This window comes from Pedobacter lusitanus (assembly GCF_040026395.1).
In the GTDB taxonomy this organism is placed as follows: domain Bacteria; phylum Bacteroidota; class Bacteroidia; order Sphingobacteriales; family Sphingobacteriaceae; genus Pedobacter; species Pedobacter lusitanus.
The window spans coordinates 5,634,253-5,653,226 of record NZ_CP157278.1; the positions used below are offsets into that span (position 1 = coordinate 5,634,253).

General features: G+C 40.3%; 14 protein-coding genes. 12 read left to right on the plus strand and 2 right to left on the minus strand.

From position 1 onward, the window contains the following. The first annotated feature begins 99 nt into the window (after window positions 1-99). The 4 genes from PL_RS24230 to metQ all read left to right on the plus strand — a co-directional run bounded on the left by PL_RS24230 (window position 100) and on the right by metQ (window position 3,860). Window positions 100-1,146: an NAD(P)-dependent alcohol dehydrogenase gene (locus PL_RS24230; protein ID WP_041878331.1), complete on the plus strand. Its 1,047-nt coding sequence runs from the start codon at window positions 100-102 to the stop codon at window positions 1,144-1,146. Window positions 1,147-1,301: 155 nt separating this feature from the next. Next, the gene (gene metN, locus PL_RS24235; protein ID WP_041878422.1) at window positions 1,302-2,333 is read left to right on the plus strand and encodes a methionine ABC transporter ATP-binding protein MetN; all 1,032 of its coding nucleotides are present in this window, start codon (window positions 1,302-1,304) and stop codon (window positions 2,331-2,333) included. Next, window positions 2,326-2,982 carry a methionine ABC transporter permease MetI gene (locus PL_RS24240; RefSeq protein WP_041878329.1) on the plus strand — a complete coding sequence of 219 codons (657 nt, stop codon included), beginning with the start codon at window positions 2,326-2,328 and terminating at the stop codon, window positions 2,980-2,982. Before metN ends, PL_RS24240 begins: the two co-directional genes overlap by 8 nt. 59 nt (window positions 2,983-3,041) lie before the next feature. Then, complete coding sequence (metQ, locus tag PL_RS24245) at window positions 3,042-3,860, plus strand: methionine ABC transporter substrate-binding lipoprotein MetQ (protein ID WP_041878327.1); 819 nt, start codon at window positions 3,042-3,044, stop codon at window positions 3,858-3,860. A 49-nt stretch (window positions 3,861-3,909) separates the two neighbouring features. Here the strand turns inward: metQ and PL_RS24250 are convergent, their stop codons facing one another. Beyond that, window positions 3,910-4,272 (minus strand): DUF5655 domain-containing protein, encoded by a 363-nt coding sequence (locus PL_RS24250; protein WP_041878325.1) that lies wholly within the window; start codon window positions 4,270-4,272, stop codon window positions 3,910-3,912. Window positions 4,273-4,301: 29 nt separating this feature from the next. Further along, window positions 4,302-5,294 (minus strand): helix-turn-helix transcriptional regulator, encoded by a 993-nt coding sequence (locus PL_RS24255; protein WP_052496051.1) that lies wholly within the window; start codon window positions 5,292-5,294, stop codon window positions 4,302-4,304. 132 nt (window positions 5,295-5,426) lie between these two features. On the opposite strand from PL_RS24255, the gene PL_RS24260 reads away from it, so the two are divergent. From PL_RS24260 to PL_RS24295, 8 genes are all read left to right on the plus strand, one after another. Continuing rightward, on the plus strand, window positions 5,427-7,211 hold the full coding sequence (locus PL_RS24260) for an ABC transporter ATP-binding protein (RefSeq protein ID WP_200890687.1): 1,785 nt from the start codon (window positions 5,427-5,429) through the stop codon (window positions 7,209-7,211). A 43-nt stretch (window positions 7,212-7,254) separates the two neighbouring features. Then, window positions 7,255-8,994, plus strand: coding sequence for an ABC transporter ATP-binding protein (locus tag PL_RS24265; RefSeq protein WP_041878323.1), 1,740 nt, complete (start codon window positions 7,255-7,257; stop codon window positions 8,992-8,994). Between the two features lie 298 nt (window positions 8,995-9,292). Continuing rightward, window positions 9,293-9,889 carry an NTP transferase domain-containing protein gene (locus PL_RS24270; RefSeq protein ID WP_052496050.1) on the plus strand — a complete coding sequence of 199 codons (597 nt, stop codon included), beginning with the start codon at window positions 9,293-9,295 and terminating at the stop codon, window positions 9,887-9,889. 232 nt (window positions 9,890-10,121) lie between these two features. Next, a complete protein-coding gene (locus tag PL_RS24275; protein WP_348620578.1) occupies window positions 10,122-10,727 on the plus strand; it encodes an RNA polymerase sigma factor in 606 nt (201 codons plus the stop codon). Between the two features lie 44 nt (window positions 10,728-10,771). Beyond that, window positions 10,772-11,941 carry a FecR family protein gene (locus PL_RS24280; protein ID WP_052496049.1) on the plus strand — a complete coding sequence of 390 codons (1,170 nt, stop codon included), beginning with the start codon at window positions 10,772-10,774 and terminating at the stop codon, window positions 11,939-11,941. A gap of 283 nt (window positions 11,942-12,224) precedes the next feature. Further along, window positions 12,225-15,509 (plus strand): SusC/RagA family TonB-linked outer membrane protein, encoded by a 3,285-nt coding sequence (locus PL_RS24285; RefSeq protein ID WP_052496048.1) that lies wholly within the window; start codon window positions 12,225-12,227, stop codon window positions 15,507-15,509. Window positions 15,510-15,533: 24 nt separating this feature from the next. Continuing rightward, a complete protein-coding gene (locus PL_RS24290) occupies window positions 15,534-17,090 on the plus strand; it encodes a SusD/RagB family nutrient-binding outer membrane lipoprotein (RefSeq protein WP_041878315.1) in 1,557 nt (518 codons plus the stop codon). A gap of 530 nt (window positions 17,091-17,620) precedes the next feature. Further along, a complete protein-coding gene (locus tag PL_RS24295; RefSeq protein WP_082035807.1) occupies window positions 17,621-18,964 on the plus strand; it encodes a serine/threonine protein kinase in 1,344 nt (447 codons plus the stop codon). Window positions 18,965-18,974: the final 10 nt, after the last annotated feature.

Below are 18,974 nucleotides of genomic sequence, written 5' to 3' on the forward strand. Positions count from 1 at the left end.
AATACCTTTCACAATAACTATCTTTTGATCATAGCAAAGATAAAATGAACAAAATGCCTTTCAATTTTGTATTTAATTATAACTAAATAATGAAAAAAGATGAAAGCAGTAAAATCCTATGCCGCGCATAGCGCAGATAAACCACTGGCCCCATATCAGCTGGATCGTCGTGAGCCCGGTGCTGACGATGTAGAGATCAAGATCTTGTATTGCGGAGTCTGTCATTCAGATATCCATACCGCAAGAAATGAATGGGGAGGAACGATGTATCCTGTTGTTCCCGGACATGAAATTGTAGGTAAAGTAACCCGTGTAGGGGATAAGGTTAGCCGCTTTAAAGTTGGTGATAACGTTGGTGTAGGCTGTTTTGTGGATTCCTGCGGTCATTGCAGAAACTGTGCAGAAGATAATGAACAATATTGTGAGAATGGACACTCGCAGACCTATAACTCTATGTTACAGGATAAAAAGACAATCACTTACGGTGGGTATTCCACTCATATCGTGGTTACACAGAAATTTGTATTAAACGTTTCTGATAAGCTTCCACTGGAAAAAGTAGCACCGTTATTATGTGCAGGTATTACCACTTATTCCCCTTTAAAACACTGGAATGTTAAAAAAGGCGATAAACTGGCTGTAGTTGGTTTGGGTGGGTTAGGACATATGGCTGTGAAAATTGCTGCTTCTATGGGAGCAGAAGTCACCGTATTGAGCCGTTCTAAAAGCAAAGAGAAAGATGCCAGTGAATTAGGTGCACATCATTTTGAAATCACGACTGAAAAAGAAACGATGAAAAAACTGGCCGGCAGTTTTGATTATATCATTGATACCGTTTCAGCAGACCATGATTATAATGAATATCTGGCTTTATTACGTACCAATGGGGTAATGGTTTTATTAGGTGTACCACCAAAACCCTCAGATGTGCATGCATTTCAGTTAATCGGAGGCCGTCGCAGTCTGGTAGGATCATTAGTCGGAGGAATAAAAGAAACCCAGGAAATGCTGGATTACTGTGCAGAACACAATATTACTTCAGATGTGGAAATGATTGGTATTGATAAGATCAATGAAGCTTATGAACGTACCCTGGCCGGAGACGTACATTATCGTTTTGTAATTGATATGGCCACATTAAATTAAAACAGGCAGAGAGAATGATCATTAAAAAAAAATCTTAGTTTGAACAATAAAAACAAAAGAGGCGCTTTCACAGTGCCTTTTTTGTTATCATCCTGATAGTTAAAGTCTATAAATGTAATAGACTATTGATGATTATTATTACTTTTGCGCCGAACATGATTGTATTAAAAAATATAACTAAACAATTTCACCAGAAAAACAGAGAGATTACTGCTTTGTCGGACGTGTCACTGACCGTTCCCAAAGGTAAAATCTATGGGGTGATCGGAGCTTCAGGTGCAGGTAAAAGCACCCTGATCCGTTGTGTGAATTTGCTGGAAAGACCAACTTCAGGAGAAGTTATCGTTGACGGGCTCAATCTGATTAATTTATCCTCAGCGCAGCTGGCTAAAGAGAGAAGACAGATTGGTATGATCTTTCAGCATTTCAATCTTTTATCATCCAGAACCGTTGCAGAAAATATTGCTTTCCCTTTAGAGCTGGACAGTGTTCCAAAAGAACAGATACAGCAGCGGGTGGCAGAATTACTGGCATTGGTCGGTCTGGAAGAAAAAGGTAAAGATTACCCGGCTAATTTATCCGGAGGACAAAAACAGCGTGTTGCTATTGCAAGAACACTGGCCAGCAATCCTAAAGTGCTTTTATGTGATGAAGCGACCAGTGCACTGGATCCGGCAACTACAAAATCTATCCTTACCTTATTAAAAGATATCAATAAAAGACTGGATATTACTATTTTGCTGATCACCCATGAGATGGATGTAGTCAAAAGTATATGTGATGAAGTTGCAGTGATCAGTGCGGGTAAATTAATAGAACAAGGCACAGTGAGTGAGATTTTTGCGCATCCCAAAGCAGATCTTACCCATGAATTTATAGCTTCTTCGTTAAAAATCAATATTCCGGAAACCTATCTGGAGAGACTGACTGATACATTTTCAGCAGATAAAAAACCCTTATTAAAACTTGAATTTACAGGACAGTCAGTAGATGATCCGGTACTTTCGGAAGTCAGCAGATTGTTCAATCTCAATAATAATATCATTTACGCACAGATTGAATATGCCGGAGGCGTAAAATTCGGGGCAATGGTTATCGAAGTTTCCGGAGCACAGCAGGACAGCCTGAAGGCAATAGCATACTATGAAAATAAACAGATTAAAGTGGAGGTTTTAGGATATGTCTGAGTCTATGATTTTAATGATGTTCAAAGGAACATGGGAGACTATAGTCATGACCTTTGTCTCAGGCTTTTTCGGTTTTGTCATTGGACTGCCTACCGGCGTAATGCTTTATCTGACCCGTAAAGGCCAGGTACTGGAAAACAGAACATTGAATAATACGGTATCCGTTTTAGTGAATGTTTTTCGCTCTATTCCGTTTATCATCCTGATTGTATGGATGATACCTTTTACCCGTATGCTGGTTGGAACCTCCATCGGTATTGAAGCTGCTTTAGTACCTTTAAGTATTGGTGCGGCACCTTTTATTGCCAGAATGGTAGAGAACAGTCTGATAGAAGTTCCCGGCGGACTGGTTGAGGCTGCCAGAGCGATGGGCGCAACCCCTTTTCAGATCGTTTATAAGGTTTTACTGCCCGAAGCTTTGCCTTCACTGATCAATACAGCCTCTATTACACTGATCACACTGGTTGGTTATTCAGCTATGGGTGGTGCCGTTGGTGCAGGTGGATTAGGCCAGATCGGTTATCAGTATGGTTATGTAGGTTATGATGTACTGGTGATGAATACGGTGCTGATTGTACTGGTTGTACTGGTTTTTGCTATACAATTTACCGGTGATTTTATTGCTAAACGGGTGGATCACAGAAAATAAAAAGAAAAACAAGGCCTTCAATCACTAAAGGCTCTATCTGACAAAAAAACAATAAATAAATGAAACTAAAAATTCAATTACTGGCAGCTGTAGCTGTTATCGCTTCAGTTACGCTTTACAGCTGTGGTGGCGGAGCTAAAAAGAATGATCCGAATCATATCAAAGTTGGTGTAGAATCAGGTCCGGAATACGCCGTTGCACAGGCAGCACAGAAAGTAGCCAGAGAAAAATTCGGATTAGAAGTAGAACTGGTACAATTTAACGATTTCGTTATGCCAAATGAGGCATTAAGTCAGGGTGATCTGGATGCCAATGTGTTCCAGAATAAACCATATCTTGATGTACAGACTAAACAACGTGGTTATAAGTTTGCTATCCAGGGTAATACATTCGTTTTCCCATTGGCAGGTTATTCCAGAAAGATCAAGAAAATTGAAGAACTGAAAGAAGGAAATACGATCATTATCCCGAACGATCCGACTAACGGAGGCAGAGCTTTACTTCTTTTACAAAAATCAGGATTACTGAAATTAAAAGAAGGTGTTGGCTTGTTACCTACAGTAAATGACATTGTAGACAACCCGAAAAAGATAAAAATTCTGGAACTTGAGGCACCTCAGTTGCCAAGAGCGCTGGATGATCAGAATGTAACTATTGCAGTGATCAATAATACTTTTGCTACATCAGTAGGATTGATTGCTGACCGTGACGGATTGATTGTAGAAGATAAAAAATCACCTTATGTAAACATCATTGTATCCAGAGAAGATAATAAGGATGAAGAGAAGATTAAAAAGTTTGTAAAGGCATTTCAGTCTGATGAAGTGGCCGAAGCTGCCGCTAAAGTATTTAAAGGCGGAGCTGTTAAAGGCTGGTAAAATTGAACTTATAAATGAAAAGGCTGCCTCATCAGGGCGGCCTTTTCATTTACAGACCATTTTCATAAGCTTTTTTCATATACATCCTGACCTCTTCATTCAGATCCTCTTTAGCATAAATGCGGATATGGTGATTATAGTCATTACTGCCGGGAACCTGTTTTATTTTCCGGAAACACAGATTATCCTCATAGACCTCTTTAAAGGGAAAAACAACGTCAATGAAATCTTTGCCCATTTGTATAACATAGGCAAAATTGATTCTCGCAGAAAAAGCAATCATGGTTTTGGCAGGATGAAAACTAATCTTTCCTATCTGCTGGAATGCTTCGTTTAATTCCTCGAAAAGGATGATAGCATGTGCTGATTTTTTAGCCATAAACTCTTTAAGCAGCTGATCTTCGTATTCCATAACTAAAAGATATTACCAGTTGAAGATAATTAATTCAGTTTGACTTTGCCCGGAGAAATACCGAATTTTTTGCTGAATGCCGTGTTAAAATGCTGTACAGAAGAATAACCCATATTCTCTGAGATGGCTTTGATCGGAATGCCCGAAAGCAATTGTTCTCTGGCCTCCATCAGTTTCACGTCGCTTAAATACCCAAAAACAGTGGTGTCAAAAAGCTCTTTAAAGCCATTCTTTAACTTGAATTCATTGATGCCTGCTATTCTGGCTAATTCGGCTAAAGAAGGTGGGGTGTGTATATGGGCAGTCAGGTATTCTCTGGCATAATGAATACAATCTTTCTCGTAGGCAGATTTCAATACAGACTTCGTGTTTTTTTTAGCGAGCTGTTCAAAGGCCTGTGCCTGCAGACTCAGTAATTCCATACATTTTGCCTGTAAGAATATCAGTTTCAATCCCCCTGAAAAATCGCAGTTTATAATCTCACGAATACACTGTTGCATTGCAAAAGTCATTCTCAAATTACTGTCAGACAGGTCCGAAAACTGGTGTTTCTGTATATTTTTACAAAATACAGCCAATAAACCACCCACATCTTTGACCAGTTCAAGAAAATAGGCTATCTGAAAATGAATCTCAAAGAACTGATAAGGTACATTTGGATTATACTGACCAACACCATCAAATTCAGGACTGTAAAGCAGGTTATGTTGTAAAGGTTTAAATTCATGGATATGACCATTAATATGGTTCTCCATAGAACCACCTCCGGCCAGAGAAAAATGGAGTTCCACAAAGTCGGGCTCATCCGTTGAACGGAAGCGGAGTCTGTGGTTTTTGATTCTCATATCCCCAAATACGATATAGATATTGGGTAAAGTCAGGTGCGTTAGTTCTGCATCAAAGGAAGGGAAGTTGTATTTTTCTTTGCGCTCAGTCACGAATGGTGGTAACAGACCTGAATAATCGGCGATTCCACCAATTTCAGTCCATTTACCATATTCATCACATAAAGCCATTCCCATAATTAATCCTTTTGATATAAAAACCTATCCTTTTGATATAAATGTTTTTTTTAAACACAGTACATCTTTGTACAAAGCTAATATTATTTAGAAGAATTATAAATAATATTTTTAAGCTAGTTTAAAACGAATATGAGTACTACAAAACCTAAAAACGGTATTGGCAGGTTACTGCAGATTGCCGGAAAAGAAAAATTACTATTGAGTGTATCAGCAGTACTGGCTGTTATCCATTCGCTGCTTACCATTATTCCTTACATACTGGTCTATTATATAGTCCAGGCTATGCTGGAGCCACCTGTTGACACCACTCAGATGATTAATTATATCTGGCAGGCTGTGCTGGCTATGATTGCTGCATATGCTTTATTGTATGCCGCAGGAGTGACTTCACATATCGCAGCATTTAATATTTTATATCAGCTGCGGAAACAAATGGCCGAAAAACTGGGCCGGTTACCTATAGGCTTTATCAATCAGAATAATTCCGGGGCGCTGAAAAAAATAATGGCAGACGATGTAGAGCGCATCGAAAACTTCATTGCACACAGTATTCCTGATTTTGTCAAAGGAATTACACTGCCGGTAGTAACACTGATTTATCTGTTTACTGTAAATTGGATACTGGCGCTGAGCAGCTGTCTGCCTATCATTCTGCTGGCAGTATTTATGCCCGTCTTTTTCAGTAAAGCAAGAAACAGTGAGTTAACGGCCTATCATAACGCACTGGAAAATATGAACTCGGGTATTGTAGAGTTTGTCAGAGCTATGCCCGTGATTAAGATTTTCGGGCATACTGCAGATAGTTTTGCGCAGTACAGCGGATCAGTATATCGTTTCAGAGATATGGTGGTGACCTATATCCGCAGTTCTGCTCCGGGATATGGCGTCTTTGTCAGTTTTATCAGTAATGCCTCTCTGCCTGTTCTGGCACTTGGCTTCTATTTGTATTTTAACGGAGGACTAAGTCTGGCTGTGTTTTTTCTGTTCCTGATTCTGGGTGTGGGTTATATCCGTCCGTTGTTTGCCTTAAGTAATATGGGGCCGCAGATTTCACTGATTAACCACGGGGTGAAACGGCTGGATGAAATTCTGTTCAGTCAGGAACAGGAAACTACAGGCGAAGATGAGCTGACTGATGACTTTAGTATTGAATTTGATCAGGTATCTTTCAGTTATGATGAGCAGACACTTGTACTGAATGGTGTTAGTTTTGCTGTCCCGCAAGGTAGTATTACTGCGCTGGTTGGTCCGTCAGGGTCTGGTAAATCCACCGCTGCACAGCTGATTTCCCGTTTCTGGGATGTAAAATATGGTACTGTTTCTATTGGTAAACTGGACATCAGAGAACTCCGGCCAGAAGAGCTCATGAAACATGTCTCTTTCGTTTTTCAGGATAGCTTCATGTTTCAGCAGACTATTTTTGAGAACATCCGTATGGGGATGGACAAAATAGAGAAAGAGATTATTGCGGCAGCAAAAGCAGCACAATGCCATAACTTTATTGAACAGTTACCAGCTGGTTACCAAACATTGTGGGGAGAAAATGGAGTGCATCTCAGTGGTGGGGAGCAACAGCGTATACAGCTGGCCAGAGCAATTCTAAAAGATTCGCCGATTCTTATACTTGATGAAGCTACAGCCTTTAGTGATCCTGAAAATGAAAACCTGATCCAGGAAGCGTTTAATGAACTGATCACGAATAAAACTGTAATTGTCATTGCACATCGTTTAAGTACAATTACCAGTTGCGATCAGATCGTTGTACTGGACCGCGGACGAGTTGCCGGAATCGGAAAACATGAAGAATTACTGGACGATTGCAAACTGTATCAGCAGCTGTGGAATGCACATACCAGAGCTAAAGAATTTGCATTGTCTGAAAATATTACCGTAACCCAACCCCTTAGTAGTTAATTTTTAATCTGTCTGATCAAAACGCAGCATATTTAATCATAAAATGATAAAGAATCTCTTCTTCACGTTTAAAACCTCACCCGGACTGGTACGTAAAAGCATCTTGCTTGAATTGCTCCATGGTGCTTTCATCGCAGTTCCTGCAGGATTTCTCCTGCTGATTATCCGCGAATTGTTTAGTGGTAATCCCGTTCAGTCCCGTCTGTGGAATTATATCTGGATCATGATTGGTCTGCTGATTATCCAGTTGTTCCTGGCCGTAAAAACCATAGTGACCAGTAATATCATGACTTATCAGCTCTCCACCAATTTAAGAGTCCGTTTGGGTAATCATTTACAACGGTTGTCTATGGGGACTTTTAAACAGCGTGATCCCGGAGATCTGGCTTCGGTTGTTTTACAGGATGTAGCCAATTTTGAAATGATTTTCGGACATACTATAGCTAATATGGCTTCTGCTATCTTTGCTACACTGATTATTTCTGTGTTTTTATTGATAACCGACTGGCGTCTGGCGCTGGTCCTGCTGGCCGCATTGCCGATTTGCTGGCTGGTCATTATAGGTGCCGATTACCTGGTTAGCAGACAAGGTGAAAAACACGTGCTGGCCAGAAACCAGACCGGAGCCCGTTTTCTGGAGTACGTACAGGGTATCCGTCATATCAAATCGTTTGGAATGACCGGTAAACGTTTTGTCAGCCTGGATAAGGCGCTGAATGATTTTCGTAAAGCAAGCATCCGTACCGAAGTGATACCAGGGCCACTGGTCATTATTGCAGGGATGATACTCGAATTATTCTTTTTACTGATGATCGGTATAGCGATTACTTTTTTTGCTCAGGGGAGTCTGGCTGCATCTGCACTGATTACCTTTTTAATTATCGGGTACCGTCTTTATGAACCGATCAAAATCGTCCTGGTTGATTATGTAATTCTGCGTTACATGAATATCAGTTTAAGCAGGGTCATCGATGTACTGCGGATCAAAGAACAGACGGCCGGTAAAAAACTGGTGCCTGAAAAATTTGATGTCGTTTTTGAGAACGTAAGTTTTGGTTATCATCAGGAAAAGAATGTATTGAAAAACATCTCTTTTCGTGTCCCGGAAAATAGTCTGATGGCATTGGTCGGGCCTTCCGGTTCAGGGAAAACCACCATTACTTCATTAGTGGCCCGCTTTTGGGATGCCGGACAGGGGAGCGTGAAAATTGGCGGAGTTGACGTAAAAGATATGGAGCCGGCAGAGGTATATGCTTTAATCAGCGAAGTCTTTCAGGAGGTATACCTGTTTGATGATACTATTTTTAACAACATTCTGTTTGGCAGACCAGACGCAACCGAAGATGAAGTTATTCAGGCAGCCGATCTGGCACAGGTACTTGATTTTGCCTGGGAATTACCTAACGGACTTCATTCCAAAGCAGGAGAGGGTGGTAATCAGCTTTCCGGAGGACAAAAACAAAGAATCAGTATCGCCCGTGCTTTATTGAAAGATGCTCCTATAGTTTTACTGGATGAAGCAACTGCCTCTCTCGATCCGGAAAACGAGATTTATATACAGCAAGCTATTCAGGAACTCGTGAAAAATAAAACAGTAATTGTTGTGGCACATAAGTTAACCACAATCAAAAATGCAAATCAGATCCTGGTGCTTAAAGATGGTGCTTTAGCCGAAGAAGGTACACACCAGGATCTGATAACGGCAAATGGTCTGTACCATCAGCTGTGGAATATTCAGCAGCAGGTGGGAGGCTGGAAAATAAAGCGTATTGATCTTGGTTAAAGGATAGCCTCCAGTACACTCGCCGTTATATCCAGGTGGGCATAAAGTTCAATCAGCCCACCTGCTTTTCTAATCAGGTCATTGGTAATGTTTCCAGGACCATATCAGTCCCGGTAATCGCGGCAGCCGCGGAGCGGAGGCTGCACATTGCTCTGAATCAGATCCGGCTGTAAAGGTTGCAGGTTTAAAAATCAGCTGTACTCCATTTAACAGAACCTTTAAATACCTCAAAATAAAATTCAAATGGCTTCTAAATAAATGGTAGTTTTATACATGCAAATGGATTCTATCAAAAAATATGTCCCGCGTTCCTGAATTATACGGATTGGTCCTGGCAGGAGGAAAGAGTACCCGGATGGGCCGTGATAAAGGGCTGATTAACTGGTATGATAAACCTCAGCGTGAACATGTGGCTGATTTGCTGAAGTCTTATTGTCAGCAGATATTTATTTCCTGCCGTGCAGAGCAGCAAAAGGAAATAGAGCAGGATGGTTATACACCGCTTGCCGATTTTTATAAGGACTCAGGACCCCTTGGAGGAATTTTATCTGCATTTAAACAAAATAAGGATGCGGCATGGCTGGTTGTTGCCTGCGACTTACCTTTAATAGACCGGCAGCATTTGGATTATCTGTGTGCGCAAAGAAATCCCGCCGTGATGGCAACTGCTTTTACCGGTACAGATGGCCTGCCGGAACCTTTAGTTACCATATGGGAGCCTTCTGCCAGCCCGGTACTCACTGCTTCACTTGAAAAAGGACTGTCTTCTCCGCGCAATGTACTGCTCAGAAACGAAATCACGCTGTTAAAGCCTTTTCATCAAATGGTACTGAGCAATGTAAACAGCAGGGACGAGGCTGAGAAAATCAGAAAGATGTATTTCAAAGCTGAATAATCAACACAAACGTTTGCGTAACATTTTATTTATTTTACCCTTCTGACCGTGTATAAATATCTATATATTAGGTATGAATCAGGTCCTGGTATGAACGGTGTCTGATAACTTGATTTATTGATAAGTTAATATTCAGTTAATTGAATCAGGCTACATTTGCGGACTTAAATTAAAACTGGAAGATTCAAGTCAGCAGGGATAAAAATATGCTATTCTTTAAGCCATATGCAAGATGATTAAAACGTTTGAATTTGATTTTTTTTATCTTCTCAGATCAGACAAAAATAAAGCATTTGAAAAACTGTTTGAAGAATTCTGGCAACCCCTGTACAGAAAGGCTTATAGTAAAGTGCAGTCTGAAGATCTGGCCAAGGATCTGGTACAGGATGTCTTTGTTGCCTTTTGGGATAACCTGGATACTTTAACCCAAGACGCTAATATTCCTGCTTATTTACATGGTATTCTAAGAAATAAGATTCTTAAGATTTTCGAGAAAGATGCGGTGCGGTTAAAACATGCCCTGCAAATCTGTCCGGCAGATGCTTTGCTTGATTTTTGTTCCCATGAAAGATTTCTGGAAAAAGAGCTGAAGTTAATTATCGAAGGAGAGGTCAACCGTATGCCTTCAAGAATGAAAGAGATCTATGTCTTAAAAAAAGATGATAACTTTTCGATCAAACAAATTGCCGAAGAACTGGGGCTTTCAGAACAGACCATCAAGAATCAGCTGCAAAATGCCTATCACAGGCTGAGGCTGAAATTAAGGGAATACAACCCTGATCTGGCAGTGATTTTTTTACTACTGACTAAAATTTTGTTTTTTTTCAAATCCATCTAGTACTTTCTTATTCCTGAACGGATATATAAGAAACAAAGCTTATTTTGGATCAGGAACAATTCAGGGCAATCATTGCCAGATACAATAATCATACAGCAACAACAGAAGAAAGAATGCTTGTTGAAAGCTGGTATAAGCAATTAGGAGCTGATGAAACCGGGAAAGGTTCTTCAGATCTCAGCGCGCAGCTTTACCAGGGAATTAAAAAACAGATCGGTATTGCTGAACCAGAAGAAACTGAACCAGAAGAAGCTGAGCCTGTAACTGTACAACCCCGTAAACTTAAAAAAATATATCCGTGGATTGCAGCAGCAGCAGTGCTGTGTATGCTGTTCAGTGTTACAATTCTTTATTTTAAACCGGCAAGCAGGCCCGGACATAGTTTTGCCAGCGCTGAAAATCAGACTCAGATCTTACCAGGTACAAATAAAGCTATTTTAACGCTGGCAGATGGAAGCCGTATCAGTCTGACCGATGCAGGAAATGGTCAGGTCGCCAAACAGGCCGGTGTTATTGTCACCAAGACTAAAAATGGCGGATTGATTTACCAGGTCACCGGTGATAATCAGGGTACTGCCAGAAACAATACCATTTCTACTCCCCGTGGCGGGCAATATCAGCTGTTGCTGGCTGATGGTACAAAGATCTGGCTGAATGCTAACTCTTCTTTAACCTTTCCAACTGCATTTCCAGGGAACACCCGTAAAGTAAAACTGAGTGGTGAAGCCTATTTTGAGGTTGCAAAAGATAAATCCAAAGCTTTTTATGTAGAAACGGATCAGACCCAGGTCAGAGTTTTAGGAACACATTTCAATATGATGGCCTATGATGATGAAAAATCTGAGCAGACTACATTGCTGGAAGGGTCAGTAGAGATCAGCAAAGGAACGGAAAAATCATTGCTCAAACCCGGACAGCAAGCCAGAACCAGTGCTTCCAGCCAGATCCGCATACATGATCTGGAAGATCCGGAACGGGCGATTGCCTGGAAAAACGGATATTTCCTTTTGGAGAAATCAGATCTGCATGGCGTTATGCGGCAAATCTCAAGATGGTACGCTACTGATGTAGTTTATCAGGGTGAAATGCCTAAAAAGGAATATTCGGGTAAGATTCCCAGAAGTGTTAATGTGAAAACATTACTGGAGATGCTTGCCTATTCTGGCATTCACTGCCATATAGAAGATCATAAAATTATTGTGAGTCAGCGATAGAAAAAATTACCAGCTCAACTAATTATTAACCTTTAAATCCATCTGTATGAAATAGAATTACTCTTGATCTTCTAGAAAATGGTTAACCAGTAAAAAGCGGGAAGTGTTCGCAGCACCCCCCGCATATTATGGGGTTAAACTCCTTATGGACAATCGTCCTGAATCCGGAATAAAAATTATCTAAGCAATAATATTTTAAAACCCTTTGCAATTTATGAATTTTAGTGCATTCTTAAAGACTGTACCACGAATACAGTTTAAATCTTCTCAAATTTTATTAGTAATGAAACTATTTGTAATCCTGTTATTTACAGGTCTGATGCAAGTTCATGCCAGTGTGTACAGCCAGAAAATTACACTCAAACAAAAAAATGTTTCTATAGAAACAGTACTGAAAGCTATCGAAAAACAAAGCGATTATCTCTTTCTGTATGATAATCTGGAACTGCCTGCATCGGCCAGAATCTCGGTTGATATCAACCAGGGCACTATCGAACAGGTACTTGATTTATGTTTGAAAAACCAGCTTTTAACGTACAGGATTTTTCAGAAAAACATTGTACTTAAAAAGACGCTGCCGCAAGCAGAGACAGTAGTCACTGAGCCGGTGAAAGGAAGGGTTTTAGATGATGCCGGGCTGCCTGTCATTGGCGCAAGTGTACTGATCAAAGGCACCAAAACCGGTATTGTAACTGACCGTAATGGTAATTTCAGCCTGAACGCTCCGCAAGGAGCTACGCTGGTCATTTCATTTATTGGTTATGCTGCACAAGAGCTTATTGTGCAAAACAGCGGGCCTTATACCATCTCTCTGAAGCCTGAAGATAATAAACTGACAGAAGTGGTGGTAACCGCATTGGGAATTAAACGTTCGGAGAAATCGCTGGGCTATGCCGTACAAAAGGTATCTGGCAAAGAGCTGCAAACTGTCAAAGGTGTGGATGTCGGTACTTCATTAACCGGCAGGGTTGCAGGTCTGGTCGTGAAAAATTCTACAGAGTTTAATGCCAGGCCAACACTGGAACTCAGAGGAGAGTCGGCTATTTTAGTGGTAGACGGGGTGGATTATGACAATTTAACGTTGAGAGATATTCCTACCGATGATATTGAAAGTATAGATATTCTGAAAGGCCCGACAGCATCTGCTTTATATGGTGCAAGGGCTAAAGGCGGGGTATATCTGATTACGACGAAAAAAGGAGCTGCAGGCAAAGGATTCTCTATCGATGTGAACAGCAATACGATGTTTCAGCTGGGTTATCTGGCTATTCCCAAAGTTCAGAGTTCTTATGGAAGAGGTGATAATGGTGATTTAAACAATGACTATGTCTGGGGCCCGCGTCTGGATATCGGAAAAACAGGAAGAGACTGGAACCCGATAACCAAACAATTTGAAGAAAACAGACCATTACGTTCTGTAGGAAAAGACAACCTGAAAAATTTTACCAGCACCGGGATTATTGCCAATAACAATATCACCATTGCCCAAACCGGTGAAAACGGAAGTTTTAAAATTGGTTTGAATCATGTTTACAATAAAGGCCAGTTTCCTAACCAGTCGCTGAATATGGTTAATTTAACTTCAGGAGGGGAAATCAAAATCAATGACAAATTTAAAATTGAAAGTCATTTTGGTTTAAGCCGCCGTACTGCACCACAGATCTGGGGAGGCGGTTATCAGAATCAGGGATATCTATACCAGTTAGTGATGTGGACGGGTACAGAATATGATATCAGAGATTATAAAGATTACTGGAAAGTACCTAATCAGACACAAAACTGGATGTACACCAACTGGTATGACAATCCATATCTGATTGCCAATGAAAAACTGGATGCTATTCAGGAAAATACGGTAAATGCGAGTGTTACAGCTAACTATAAAATCACAAAGGATCTGAATTTAATGCTGCGTCTGGGTTATGACAATTACAGTAACCGCGAAACGATGCGTAATCCAACAGCTAATATCTTTTCTACCCGTGGCGGGTGGGATGCCAAAGGTATGTACAGTATCAATAATACCAAAGGCTACAGCACCAGTAATGACATGATTTTGTCTTATAATAAAAGAGTTAACAAATTCTCTTTTGAAACCCTGGCAGGAGGGAACTTTTTCCATAAAGAAGATGAAGGATTATATGCTGTTACTAAAAACGGATTAATCTCACCTACTTATTTTTCACTTAACGGATCTATAGAACCGCCAAAAGTAACCCCGTATTTTTCACCTAAAGAGTCCAGCAGTTTGTATGCCCGCGCTGCGGTAGGCTGGAATGATGCTGTCTTTTTAGATTTTACAGGTCGTAATGACTGGATCTCAACACAACCCAAAGCCACAGGTTCTTATTTTTATCCTTCAGTGGGTTCAAGTGTAGTTATTTCACAATTGGTTAAACTACCTGAGGTTATTGACCTGTTTAAAATCAGGGGCTCATTTGCAGATTTTAAAACACCAGCTGGAATTTTTGAGACCAATATTGCTTACAGAACCAGCAGTGCGATATGGGGTAATTTAAACTCTGCGAGTTATCCCTATAAATTACAGGGAGCGAGTGATATTCTGCCAAGTTCACAACGTACCTGGGAGATTGGCGCTGCCGGTTACCTGTTTAAAAAACGTCTGCATTTTGATGTGGCTTATTTCAATAAGTATTATTATAACCAGCAGACCAATGCAAAACTGCCTTCCACTTCTGGGTTTTCAACTACGCTAGTAAATACAAAAGAGACCTATACCCGTCGCGGAGTGGAAATTACAGTGGATGGATCTGTGTTAAAGAGCAAGGATTTTGAATGGTACTCTATGGCTAACTGGTCAAATCAGCATCGCTATTATGATCAGCTGGATCCGGTTTATTCCAGTGATAATCAATGGGTCAGGAAAGGCCAGCGTTTAGATACCTATACGGATAGTTACTGGCTGACAGATCCTTCCGGCAATGTGATTCATAGTAACGGAATTCCGGTGAGCAGTGATTACAATAAGAAATATGGTTATAGTGAACCAGTCTTCAGTTTCGGTTTCATTAACAATTTTACTTACAAAAACTGGACACTGGGTGTAAATATAGATGGCAGAATTGGTGGAGTGTTATACAACTATATCTATGATAAAATGTGGGATTCTGGTACTAATCCTGAATCTGATAATCAGTACCGCTATGATCAAGTGGTTAATGGCCTGAATAATTATGTGGGTAAGGGCGTAAAGGTTATTTCGGGGGTTGCTGTTTATGATAAATACGGAAATATTACCAGTGATACCCGTCAGTATGCACCCAATGATGTGCAGGTAGGTTATCAGGATTATGCACAGAATTACAGAGGTGGAGATATGGGGGTGCAAAGTGCTTCCTTTATTAAACTGAGAGAAGTTTCATTAGGCTATAAAGTGCCTGCTTCTTTTGTCAGCAAATTAGGGGTTAAATCAGCTTCTTTAGCCTTAACCGGACAGAACCTGTTTATGTGGACAAAATTCAAATTCTCAGACCCTGATGTCAATAAAGAAGACCTGAATTCTCCTTCTATGCGTATGGTAGGATTTAATCTTAGAGTTGGATTTTAATTAGCATTTTTTAAGAAAGATATTATGAAGATTTTAAAATATATTTTATTGTTATCCGGTTTAGCGGTGGTGATTGATGGTTGTCAGAAATACGAAGAAATCAATACGAACCCCAATGTGACCACGCAGGTAAATTCGTCTATGCTGGCTACAACAATGATTCTGAATATAACCAAAAATTCGATCAGCTCCCAGAAATCCTTTATGCAGCCGTTTTTACTGGGTAAATATCTGACCTGGGGTGAAGGACAGGAGGGGTTTCAGTATAACAAACTGGGCAGAACTGATTTTGATTCTGTTAAGGTTTTAAGGAACATTCCGCCTATGCTGAAATATGCAACCACTGACGGGCTGAGAAAATCCTATGAAGGTTTAGGACATTTTATCAGCGCCTACCAGTTTTTTATCAGCACTATGCAGGTCGGTGATATGCCGTATTCGGAAGCTAATAAAGGAGAATCAGATCGTATTTTACAACCAAAATATGATGCACAGAAAACTGTATTTCTGGGGATACTGAAAGAACTGGATCTGGCTAATGAGTTATTTGCCACAGGCGATAATTTTGCCGGTGACCCTGTTTACGGAGGTAAAGTAGATAACTGGCGCAGACTAACGAATAGTTTTGAACTTCATGTCCTGCTGAATTTATATAAAAAGACATCAGATGCAGATTTTAAAGTTATTGAACGTTTTAAAGACATCGTAGCCAATCGTCCGCTGATGCGTGATTATAAAGATAATTTTGCTCTCGCTTATACAGCGATGGCCGGACAGAATTATCCCTGGTCTGACGTGCCGGCAGGATCTGGAAATTCATTTGTGAAATCGAACTACACCATGTTATCTAATGTGCTGCTTGATCCTTTAAAAGCCATGAAAGATAAAAGGTTGTTTTATTTTGCTAAACCTTCGCCGGTAAAAATTGCTGCAGGTGCAACTCAGTCTGATTATAATGCCTATGTAGGCGTAGAACCTTCCAATGCATTTACAGCACTGCAAACTACAAGAGGCAGCAAGGATTATTCTGATCTGAATAACCGTTATGTGCAGCTGGTTAATGCTGAGCCTGTAAGTGTTTTTAGTTACTGGGATTTACAGTTTGCACTGGCTGAAGCCACAGTAAGAGGCTGGCTGGGCGGTGCAGCAGCACAGACATATTATGCAGCCGGCATTTCCGGTTCTATGAAATTTATTGCGGTTAATACTCCTGATCTTGCAGATTATCATCATAATATGAAAATGGATGATGCTTATATTAATGCTTATCCTTCTGCTGAAGGAGTAGTTTTAACAGGTTCTGCAGAACAACAGATTGCACAGATTATCACGCAGAAATATCTGGCCAACTTTTTACAGGGAAGCAGGTTCATATCCTGGTTTGAAAACAGAAGAACAGGATATCCGGTTTTTAAGCTTAATCCTGCATCGAGTTTAAATATTCCATCTTCTAATTTTCCGGTTCGCTGGTTTTATCCTTCTGCAGAGCTCAATTATAACTCTGCTAATGTTACTGCGGCAATTGCCAGTCAGTATAACGGAAGCGATGATAATAATCAGCTTATGTGGATTCTTAAATAGCTGATATTAAAGGTTTCCTGTCGGGCGCCCGGATCAGGTTAAATCAAAAGGCCGGATAGTTCATTTCTCAGGAAATAAGCTGTCCGGCCTTTTGATTTTGATCTTTACCGGGTTGAGGAAATTATCCGTTTGGAATGTCCTTAAAAACAGGTACCTAAAGAATTATTCAGTGCAAATTCACCTCTTATTCGAAGCTATCTGAACGTTGTCTGAACAGTCTCTGAATGATGTTCGAACGATGTCTGAACAAGGTGGGTATAACTACCTTATAATCAGCGGTTTGAAAAAGCGTTATTCAAGCGGTTTTTTGGAGCATTTTTTTGCTGGTTTTTCCTGTAAAAAGAGGGGCATTATCAGCCTTCAGGAACCGGTTATGTATGAAGAAAAATGTTTCTTTTTGTCATTTATGGGGAATGACAGTAGAATTTATTGAAATCTGGGGTTGTATGTAGCCTAATCGTTTTTTAAATGAACATTGGAACCAAAATTGTAGTAATTTTACCTGACACACAGAGTTGAATTTAGCTTAAATGAGTAAAGTATTTACGATTACTGAAGGTCTGGAAAATATGGGTGCACTACGCACCGGTGGCCAGGGTTCAGTTTATAAGGGAAGACGTTTTGGTCCTGTTATTACGGCGGTAAAATTATTACCGACACCGGTTCATACAGAAAGTACTGAAGATAAAAATTTCAGGAGTTTCAGGAATGAAGTGGAGAAACTGAAAAAAGTAAATGAGGAGCCTAATCCTAATATTGTTAAAATCTTAAATTCAGGAATTACAGAAAGCGGGTCATTTCCATTTATAGAAATGGAATATATTGAAGGGCCCGATCTGGAAGAATTGCTGAAAGAACCCCATGATAAAATATTTACGGTCAAGGAGGTGATTAAGGTAGCTGATCATCTGGCAAATGCTTTGGCACATTGTCATAAAGTTGCCGTGAAACATGGAGATATTAAGAGTAATAATGTAAAGTTTAATATTCATACAGGCAATTATGTGCTGCTGGATTTTGGCTTGTCAGCAATGTCTGATGAACAGCGCAGAACCAGTATCCGCCACGCCGGAGCCATTGAGTTTATGGCACCTGAGCAAAGCGAAGGGCAAATGCTTTTTGAAACGGATATTTACAGTTATGGGGTAATTCTGTATGAATTGCTTGCCGGACAGGTTCCTTTTCCTTTACTGGATAACGGGCAGAAATCCCGTAATGATGTATTGGTCGGTCATCTGGAATTGCCTGTTCCTGATTTGCTGACCCTAAGAAAACAGCATATACCGGAAAGCTGGTCGGCAGAAAAAACAGCACATGAAATGCAGGTGCCGGAATGGTTGCTGCATATTATTGCAAAATGTCTGGAAAAAGTACCCGGATCAAGATACAGGAATGGGATGGAGCTGCAGTATGCTATAGTAAACAGCGGTGTTGCGGCTACGGGAAATACAGTAGCTGATACAGCCGGTATTTCTTTACTGCAAATGGAAAATGAACGGTTACAGACTTTGCTTTTACATTATCAGGAAGCACAGGAAGGAAAGCCTGTCAGGGATACAGGTGTAATCGCTATCTCTAAACCGGTATTTTATGTTTTATCGGCAGGTGTAGTTTTGATGATTGCTTTACTGAGTTATTTTTTACTGTTTAAAGAACCGGCCAAACCCGTTACAAAGGTATTGCCGGTTAAGGGAAAGGTTAAACAGGATCAGAACAATCAGGATAATAAAGATAAAGGATATAGCTGGGATAAGGAGCGGGATTCATTAAATGACAGCGGAACAACTACAAATCCGCCGATACAGCTTAAACCTGTGCCGCAAACTCAACAGGATACCAGTACAATGAATCTGGATACCACGCTTCATTTTTAATAAATTAACA

Coding starts and splice junctions, on each gene's coding strand:
- PL_RS24230 (WP_041878331.1), top strand. CDS start 100: ATGAAAGCAGTAAAATCCTATGCCGCGCATAGCGCAGATAAACCACTG.
- metN (WP_041878422.1), top strand. CDS start 1,302: ATGATTGTATTAAAAAATATAACTAAACAATTTCACCAGAAAAACAGA.
- PL_RS24240 (WP_041878329.1), top strand. CDS start 2,326: ATGTCTGAGTCTATGATTTTAATGATGTTCAAAGGAACATGGGAGACT.
- metQ (WP_041878327.1), top strand. CDS start 3,042: ATGAAACTAAAAATTCAATTACTGGCAGCTGTAGCTGTTATCGCTTCA.
- PL_RS24250 (WP_041878325.1), bottom strand. CDS start 4,272: ATGGAATACGAAGATCAGCTGCTTAAAGAGTTTATGGCTAAAAAATCA.
- PL_RS24255 (WP_052496051.1), bottom strand. CDS start 5,294: ATGGGAATGGCTTTATGTGATGAATATGGTAAATGGACTGAAATTGGT.
- PL_RS24260 (WP_200890687.1), top strand. CDS start 5,427: ATGAGTACTACAAAACCTAAAAACGGTATTGGCAGGTTACTGCAGATT.
- PL_RS24265 (WP_041878323.1), top strand. CDS start 7,255: ATGATAAAGAATCTCTTCTTCACGTTTAAAACCTCACCCGGACTGGTA.
- PL_RS24270 (WP_052496050.1), top strand. CDS start 9,293: ATGTCCCGCGTTCCTGAATTATACGGATTGGTCCTGGCAGGAGGAAAG.
- PL_RS24275 (WP_348620578.1), top strand. CDS start 10,122: ATGATTAAAACGTTTGAATTTGATTTTTTTTATCTTCTCAGATCAGAC.
- PL_RS24285 (WP_052496048.1), top strand. CDS start 12,225: ATGAAACTATTTGTAATCCTGTTATTTACAGGTCTGATGCAAGTTCAT.
- PL_RS24290 (WP_041878315.1), top strand. CDS start 15,534: ATGAAGATTTTAAAATATATTTTATTGTTATCCGGTTTAGCGGTGGTG.
- PL_RS24295 (WP_082035807.1), top strand. CDS start 17,621: ATGAGTAAAGTATTTACGATTACTGAAGGTCTGGAAAATATGGGTGCA.